The following is an 8,371-nucleotide window of genomic DNA, read 5'->3' on the forward strand; positions in this document are numbered from 1 at the left end:
CTTTTTGCTTTATGGGGAATAAAGGGGTGATAATTGATTTGTTATTTTGAAAATAGTGAATATTAAGACTAAATATTCATTCAGAATTTACCCAATCTATTATCAAGTGATAACTATTTAAAAATTTACTTATGAAAACAAAATTCTACTCTTTTTGGGTATGCGCTATTGCTCTTACCCTGGTACCAACATGTAACGCTTTAGCTCAAAAGCGCGAACACATTAAGATCGATCCCAATAATCGAACCGACAAAAACGAGATGACACTAAAATCATCCGAAGGGAACAATTATGTGCTTGATTTTAAACTGAACTCTTACGACCTTATTTGGATTGAAAAAGAAAATGCCTGCAAGGTAGAAGCAAATGGTATGGGTGATATCCTTGAAAAAGGAAATCCTGCATTGCCTCGTTTCGCACAGTCCATCATGATTCCTGCCAGTGCCGATATGCAGGTGGAGATCGTTTCGTCAGAGTTTATCGAACTGACCGATATTAAAATTGTCCCTTCAAAAGGAAATCTTACCCGGGATATCGATCCCAAAACAATTCCCTATCAATACGGAGAAATTTATCAGACTGATGCATTTTATCCATCCGTATTAGCTTCGATGAATGAACCGTATATATTACGAAGCGTTCGGGGGCAGGCTGTTGTTGTTCAGCCAATAGCTTACAATCCTGTTCAAAAAAAGCTGAGGATTTATACGCACATCGAGATGAAGGTGAGTCCAAGCGGAAGAACATCAACAAAAAATGTAATGTCAGGCACAAAATCGGCTGCTGCAGATAATGGTTTCGAAAAAGTATATCAAAACCATTTTTTAAATTATACCAGTAACAGCACCAAATACACGGCTCTTAATGATGCCCCGGGAAACATGTTGATTATCTGTTATGATGATTTCATGGACGAGATGGCTGATTTTGTGGCTTGGAAGAAACAAAAAGGAATATCAGTTGAAATGATTGCTGTAAGTACAATTGGTAATGCTTCGGCAATTAAAACCTATGTAAGCAACTACTACAACACTCATGGGTTGACCTACCTTTTATTGGTAGGCGATGCTCCGCAGGTTCCAACATCATCTACCAGTGCCGGCGATTCTGACAACAACTATGGTTTTATCGTTGGTAATGATCACTATATCGACATCTTTGTTGGTCGGTTTTCTGCTGAAAATGCAGCTCAGGTAACAACTCAGGTTAATAGAACCATTCATTACGAGAGAGATGTTACTGCCGCTGATACATGGCTGTCCTCAGGAGTAGGAATTGCATCCAACGAAGGTTCCAATCCTTCTGATGCTGAACACATGAATACCATCGAAAACAAATTGGAAGGGTACGGATATAGCATCTCCCGCTGTTATCAGGATGGAGGAAGTGCAAGTCAATTAACCAGTTTGCTGAATTCGGGCAAAAGTTTAATCAATTATGTAGGTCATGGTTCCAATACCAGTTTTGCCAGTATGGTATACACAAGTACCAACGTAAATAGCCTGACCAACAATAACAAGCTTCCCTTTATTTTCGATGTGGCCTGTGTGAATGGAAACTTTAAATCAATCACCTGCTTTGCCGAAGCATGGTTAAGAGCCACAAACAATGGTGTGCCTACAGGAGCTATGGCAATTTGTGCTTCTACCATTAATCAATCGTGGGTGCCGCCAATGATAGCCCAAACTGAGATGAATGATATTTTAGTGGAGAGTTACGCCAACAATATTCGTAGAACCTTTGCCGGTTTGGCTTTGAATGGAATGTTTAAAATGGTTGATGTTTACGGATCGGGAGGAGAAACCATGTTGGATACATGGACCATATTCGGAGATCCATCCTTACAGGTTAGAACCAAAACTCCCGGCAGTCTGCAAGTAAGTCATGCAGGCACCATTGCTCCCAACAGCAATCAATTGGCAGTTACTTGTGCAACCGAAGACGCATGGGTTTCGTTGACTTTAAGCGGCGAAATTTTGGGAACAGCAAAAATCAGCAATGGAACGGCCACTGTCTCTTTTAGTCCCTTGCCTGCAAGCGGAACAGTAAAGATCACAGTAAGTGCCTATAATAAAATTCCTTACGTGGCAAACATCAATATTTCAGGATCAGGAGATACCGATGTAATTGCCAATTTTACGACAAACAAAACTTCCGTTTATGAAGGAGAAAGCATTAGTTTTACTGATTTGTCATCAAACAATCCAACAGCATGGAACTGGTCTTTTACAGGAGGAACTCCAACTGTAAGCAGCTCTCAGAACCCAACAGTAAGCTACGATACCGAGGGAACCTATTCTGTTTCATTAACAGCGTCGAAAACTGGTAGTACAGATACAAAAACAGTCACCGATCTGATTACAGTAAGTACTCCAATTCAGCAAGATTACTGCGAAGCAACAACAAACGGATGCAGTTCATATGAATATATTTCGGGTGTGGTATTCGAAACAATCAATAATAGTTCAGTCTGCAATCAATATTCCGATTACACATCGCAATTGGCATCTGTTGAGCCAGGCGGAACTTATGCTGTGACTGTTAATATTGGTCGTCCCGATGCAAACAATTATGTTACAGCATGGTTCGATTGGAACCGGGATGGTGATTTTGAGGATGCAGATGAAGAATATGTGTTAAGTTATAGTATTAGTGGTGGACTAGGGCAGGCAGTAGGTGCCGTTTCAGTTCCAAACAATGCAAGTTTAGGAACAACAAGAATGAGGGTTCGTGTTACCTATAATGCAACCCCTTTGGCTTGTGGAAATGCAAGCTATGGCGAAATAGAAGATTATGGAATACAAGTACAGGACAGCAGGAGTGAAAGAGAACGGGCTATTGCTGACAATGTAACAATCAGCCTCTATCCAAACCCAACCAGTGATTCTTTTAAAATAGAACTAAACGGCATTTCAGGCATAATGAAAATAAAGATTGTTGGCCTTACAGGAAATGTAATTCGAACATTCTATACCGATGGATCAAAAGAAATTGATGTGAGTAGTTTGAGTACCGGAATATATATGGTACAGGTAGATGCTGATGGTAAAAGCTGGACAAAAAAATTAATCGTAAAGTAATAAACTGATATGCTTTACAATCCTGAACTGCTGAGATTCCCGCTCAGCAGTTCTTTTTTTTAATACATTCCTGTTGTAATAAGAAGTTGAAACAATTATTTTAATTGATGTTTCTTCAAATATTACTAGATTTAGCCTTTCAATAAAAAACAATTTAATGGTGAATTACATATACAATCTAAAGTTTAAAGTCCGCGATTACGAGTGCGACATTCAGGGAGTTGTGAACAACTCTGTTTATCAGAATTACCTGGAACATGCACGACATGAGTTTTTAGAATCCATAGGAACCAATTTTAAAGCATTGCACGAACAGGGAACAGATGCTATGGTTTCGAGAATCGAGATTGACTACAAAACTTCACTAACCAGTGGCGACGAATTCGAAGTACGCTTAAACATTGAACGGGAAGGAGTTAAACTTGTTTTTAATGAAGATATCTATCGTTTATCTGACAACAAACTTTGTGCAAAGGGGAAAGTATATACAATCTGTCTGGTAAAGGGCCGTCTCTCGAAAGGAGAAGTTTTCGACGAACTGTTTGCAGAATATCTGGCTTAGAGAGCAAAAGATTTTGGTACAAAAAAAAGGATCAGCAACCAACTGATCCTTTTAAAACTAAATTTTAACCTTAATCTCAATCTATGATAAAACTACTTATTCTTATTTCTAAACCTATGCATCAAAGATAAAGCATAGCATGGTTAATAGCTGCTAAGGAATGTTAAATAAGATTAAAACAAGCATAACCTTTCTGCATATCTTTTATAATACTACCGGCCGAAGTACTGCCCATAGTTTTGTTTTCTTTATATAACTATTGATTTCTTTCAAATCTTTCTTTAACTTGCAAGTAAGAAAACCTTCCGTTATTAAATACCACCAAAATTTCAGGACATCACAATTGTAACGTATAGCATGCTTCGCGCGTCTATACTTAAGTATTGTGAAATTCTAAATTGAAAATCATGTTTGATCTTGATAAGTGGCAGGAAATTTTTGAAACCATTCGAAAAAACAAACTCCGAACTATTCTTACGGGTTTCAGTGTATCCTGGGGTATTTTCATGTTAATTATTTTACTGGGATCGGGTAATGGTCTGCAAAATGGTGTTTTGGATCAATTCAAACAAGACGCTGTGAACAGCCTTTGGATTTACAGTGGTAGAACCAGTATGCCATTTGATGGCATGAAGGCTGGCCGAAGAATTCAATTTACTAATGATGACTATCAAAAAACAAAAGATTCCGGTTTAGATGTTGATAAAATAAGCTCAAGATATTCCATTTTCAGGAATAATTTAATTTCTTACAAAACAGAGTTTGTTAATTACAATATTATTGCAGTTCACCCGGATACAGAGACTTTAGAAAGTACATCGAATATAAAAGGACGCTTCTTAAATGATATAGATGTTAAGAATTTCAGAAAAGTGGTAGCCATTAGCACTGTAGTTGAAGAAGCTTTGTTTAAAAGAGAAAATCCAATTGGTAAATACGTAAAAATAAACGGAATTCCATTTCAGGTTATAGGAACTTTTACAGATTACTCAGAAAGGGATTTGCAACGCGTATATGTTCCCATATCTACGGCTCAAAAAGTATTCAACGGTGCCAATCGAATATCAAATATGTCTTTCACAACAAATACTCCGGATATTGAGTCACTTCAGGCCATGGAGCAGTATTTAAGAAAATCATTTGCAGCCCGGCATAAATTTGACGTTACAGATAGAAGGGCTATGTGGATCAATAATAATATGGAAAACTATCAACGGACGATGGCTCTGTTTTCCGGAATTCGAATTTTTGTCTGGATAATAGGCATATTTACAATTATTGCAGGAATTGTTGGAGTCAGCAATATCATGATAATTGTTGTGCGTGAGCGTACCAAAGAAATAGGTATCCGTAAAGCATTGGGAGCTACTCCAAATTCAATAGTTGGTTTGGTTTTATTGGAATCAGTTCTAATAACCAGTGCAGCAGGGTATATAGGCTTGGTTCTGGGGGTAATACTACTGGAAGTTCTGGCACCACATACTCAAATAGAGTTTTTTATGAATCCTTCAGTTGACTTAAGCGTTGGCATACAGGCAACTTTAGTACTGGTTTTTGCAGGCTTACTGGCTGGTTTTTTTCCGGCATGGAAAGCTGCTAATGTTAGACCAATAGAAGCTTTGGCTCACGAATAAAAATATTAATCTGAAAAATACAACAGAATGTTTGACCGAGATAGATGGACTGAAGTATATATGGCTCTTAAAAGCAATAAATTAAGAACCTTTTTAACTGCATTCGGAGTTTTTTGGGGAATTTTTATGCTTATTATTATGCTGGGTTCGGGGAAAGGACTTGAAAATGGGGTGTATTATGGTATGGGGGATTTTGCTACAAATTCAGTTTTTATCTGGACCCAACCAACAAGCAAACCCTATAAAGGATATAAGCAGGGACGCAGGTATCATTTTACAAATCAGGATACGAAAGCAATTCTGGATAATATCCCTGAAGTAAAACTGTTGGCTCCCCGGATTCAGGCACGTGGCGGTGATGGTGATAATAATGTTATCAGAGGATTAAAAACCGGCGCTTTTAGTATTCTTGGTGATGTTCCTGAAGTGAATTTAATTGATCCGGTAATCATAACCGATGGTCGATTCCTGAATCAGGTTGATATTAATGATACCCGAAAAATTGCTGTCATTGGAGAAAGGGTGATTGAGGTATTGTTTGAAAAAGATGAAAATCCAATTGGCGAATACATTAAGCTTAATGGAGTTTATTTTCAGGTTGTTGGCACCTTCAAGTCCATGCACAACCAAGGATGGGGAGAATGGCAGAATCAATCTATTTTTATACCGTTTACTACGCTTCAAAAAACATATAATTATGGGAATAGAGTAGGTCATTATTCCATTACATCTAAAAGTGAATATACTGCAACCTTTGTTGAGGAGAAAGTTAAGGCTTTACTTAAAAGACGTCACTCAGTTCATCCAAATGATGATCGCGCCATAGGTAGTGAGAATATCGAAAAGGAATTTATTAAAATCAACAATTTATTTATTGGTATAGCGGGGTTAATTTGGATTGTAGGTATAGGAACACTTATTGCCGGGATAATCGGAGTCAGTAATATTATGCTTTTTATTGTGAAGAAGCGTACAAAAGAAATAGGAATTCAAAGGGCTTTAGGAGCTTCTCCATCGGTAATTATTAGCTCTATTTTAACTGAATCGGTTGTTTTAACGGCAATTGCCGGATGGTTTGGACTTGTTTTTGGTGTGATTATTTTGGAACTTATAAATAAAGCCATTCAAAGTGGTGGTGGTGATAATTCCATGTTTACAAATCCAGAGGTAGATTTTAATGTGGCAATAATTGCTCTGGGAATTTTAATTCTCGCTGGAATTTTTGCCGGGATAATTCCAGCTAAACGGGCAATGGAGATTCGTCCGATAGACGCAATCCGCGATGAATAATTGAAGAGCTTTACTTTCATTCATAAAATAGCTTCTGTAATTTTAATTATAGAAGCTATTTTCTTGACCAATGCCTCCTGAAAGCTTGACATTAAGGATGTTTCTTTATTTTTAGTGGAAGAATAGCAAGGATTCGTGGAATCAATATTAACATTCGGAGAACTTTTCCTTTATCAATCCGTACAAATCTAAAGTGCTATTGCACTTCACATCAATGAATTGCGTTGCTTTTACGTCCGATTAAATAATTAAATATAATATTTGAATGGTTGACAGTACCTGCTTTATTATATGTAATTTTTGTAGTTTTACACTTACGTAGGAATATTGATAATAAATTCAAATAATTAATAAATGAAAAGACCTTTACTCTTTGTAGTACTTTTTTTATTATTATTTGTATCGGTTGTAATGGGAACATTCAGCCGGTTATCGGCTGGTGGAAATTTAAAAGATGACTTTTGGGGGGAACTTCCGGCACTTCCCGGCACACCACCTCCTGTGCCAACGAATGATTTGCCCTGTAATGCAACACCTCTTTCAGTTAGTTCAGCTTGTTCATTAGCTCAATATAATAATATTGATGCTACTGATAGTTGGGTTACCGATAATACGATACCTGTTCCTTCATGCGGAAATTATAGTGGCGGCGATGTTTGGTTTACTGCTGTTGTTCCAAGTTCCGGTGAAATGGTAATTTTAACATATTCTGAAAGAACAGCAGGGTGGCTCGACAAAGTAAATTTTGCAGTATATACCGGATCATGTACAGGTTTAACTGAAATAGGCTGTTATACTCCAACCAGTTCAGGCTTGTATATCACAACTGCTGTACTTTCTGGTAGAACAGCAGGAGAAATTCTTTACGTTAGGGTATACGATCAAGAAAATACGATAGGTAATTTCCAAATTTGTGCTTCTGGACCATGTGGTGATATCATTGCTGATGCAGGTTTTGGAGGGGAATCCTGTGATTTAAATTTTAAATTTAGTGGTACTGCACCAATCAATGGAACAGGTACCTGGTCTATTGTTTCAGGTCCAGGCTCCGCGAGTTATTCCAATGCTGCTGATCCTGCCACTACTGTTTCTGTAACAGCACCGGGTACCTATAGATTTGCATGGACCGTTGATAGTGGAACTTGTTCTGATGCTGATTTGATAGATGTTATTTTTAGTCAGCCCGTTTTTTCTGCTCCGGAGGATGACAAAGATCTCTGTAATATTTTAAGCAGCACACTAACAGTGCTAAGTGCGAGTGTTGGAAATCCTGAATGGAAACAAACTTCGGGTCCAGGTATTGCTGCTATAGATACTCCAAACTCCTTTTTTTCAAATGTAAATGTTAGCGAGTATGGTGTTTATGTATTCACACTAACAGTTACTAATGGAACTTGTTCTGCTTCAGATGATTTAGTGATTGGTTTCTATGAAGAACCAACAAAAGCAGGTGTTATCGGAGATATTAGTAATTGTGGAACATTAACAAGTAATCCTCTTGGTGGAAATACGCCTACAGTTGGAACAGGTGTTTGGTCTAAGATTTCAGGCCCGGGGACTGTTGTTTTTAGTGATATCAACTCAGGGAATTCAACTGCAACAGTTAGTGTATATGGCACATATGAATATCAGTGGAAAATAAGTAATGGACCTTGTACTGAGAGTGCGGCAACTTTAACAGTCACATATTTCGATCCTCCAATTGCTGATGCAGGTACAGGAGGCGATGAATGTGATTTGAATTTTAACTTGTCAGCAATTGCAAGTTTAGGTACAGGAACCTGGACAAAAACAGGTGGTTCTGG

General features: G+C 37.7%; 5 protein-coding genes. All 5 read left to right on the plus strand.

What is annotated here, in order from left to right; all coding sequences use genetic code 11:
- Positions 1-131: 131 nt before the first annotated feature.
- On the plus strand, positions 132-3,080 hold the full coding sequence (locus BZG01_RS20995; protein ID WP_101311806.1) for a C25 family cysteine peptidase: 2,949 nt from the start codon (positions 132-134) through the stop codon (positions 3,078-3,080).
- A gap of 157 nt (positions 3,081-3,237) precedes the next feature.
- A complete protein-coding gene (locus BZG01_RS21000; RefSeq protein WP_156195342.1) occupies positions 3,238-3,642 on the plus strand; it encodes an acyl-CoA thioesterase in 405 nt (134 codons plus the stop codon).
- A gap of 407 nt (positions 3,643-4,049) precedes the next feature.
- A complete protein-coding gene (locus tag BZG01_RS21005) occupies positions 4,050-5,276 on the plus strand; it encodes an ABC transporter permease (protein WP_101311807.1) in 1,227 nt (408 codons plus the stop codon).
- 27 nt (positions 5,277-5,303) lie between these two features.
- Positions 5,304-6,566: an ABC transporter permease gene (locus tag BZG01_RS21010; RefSeq protein WP_101311808.1), complete on the plus strand. Its 1,263-nt coding sequence runs from the start codon at positions 5,304-5,306 to the stop codon at positions 6,564-6,566.
- Between the two features lie 354 nt (positions 6,567-6,920).
- Positions 6,921-8,371 (plus strand): hypothetical protein (locus BZG01_RS21015; protein ID WP_143470971.1); only part of this gene is annotated, 1,451 nt, incomplete at its 3' end.

Origin of the sequence: Labilibaculum manganireducens, assembly GCF_002843385.1 — a bacterium.
GTDB lineage: Bacteria > Bacteroidota > Bacteroidia > Bacteroidales > Marinifilaceae > Labilibaculum > Labilibaculum manganireducens.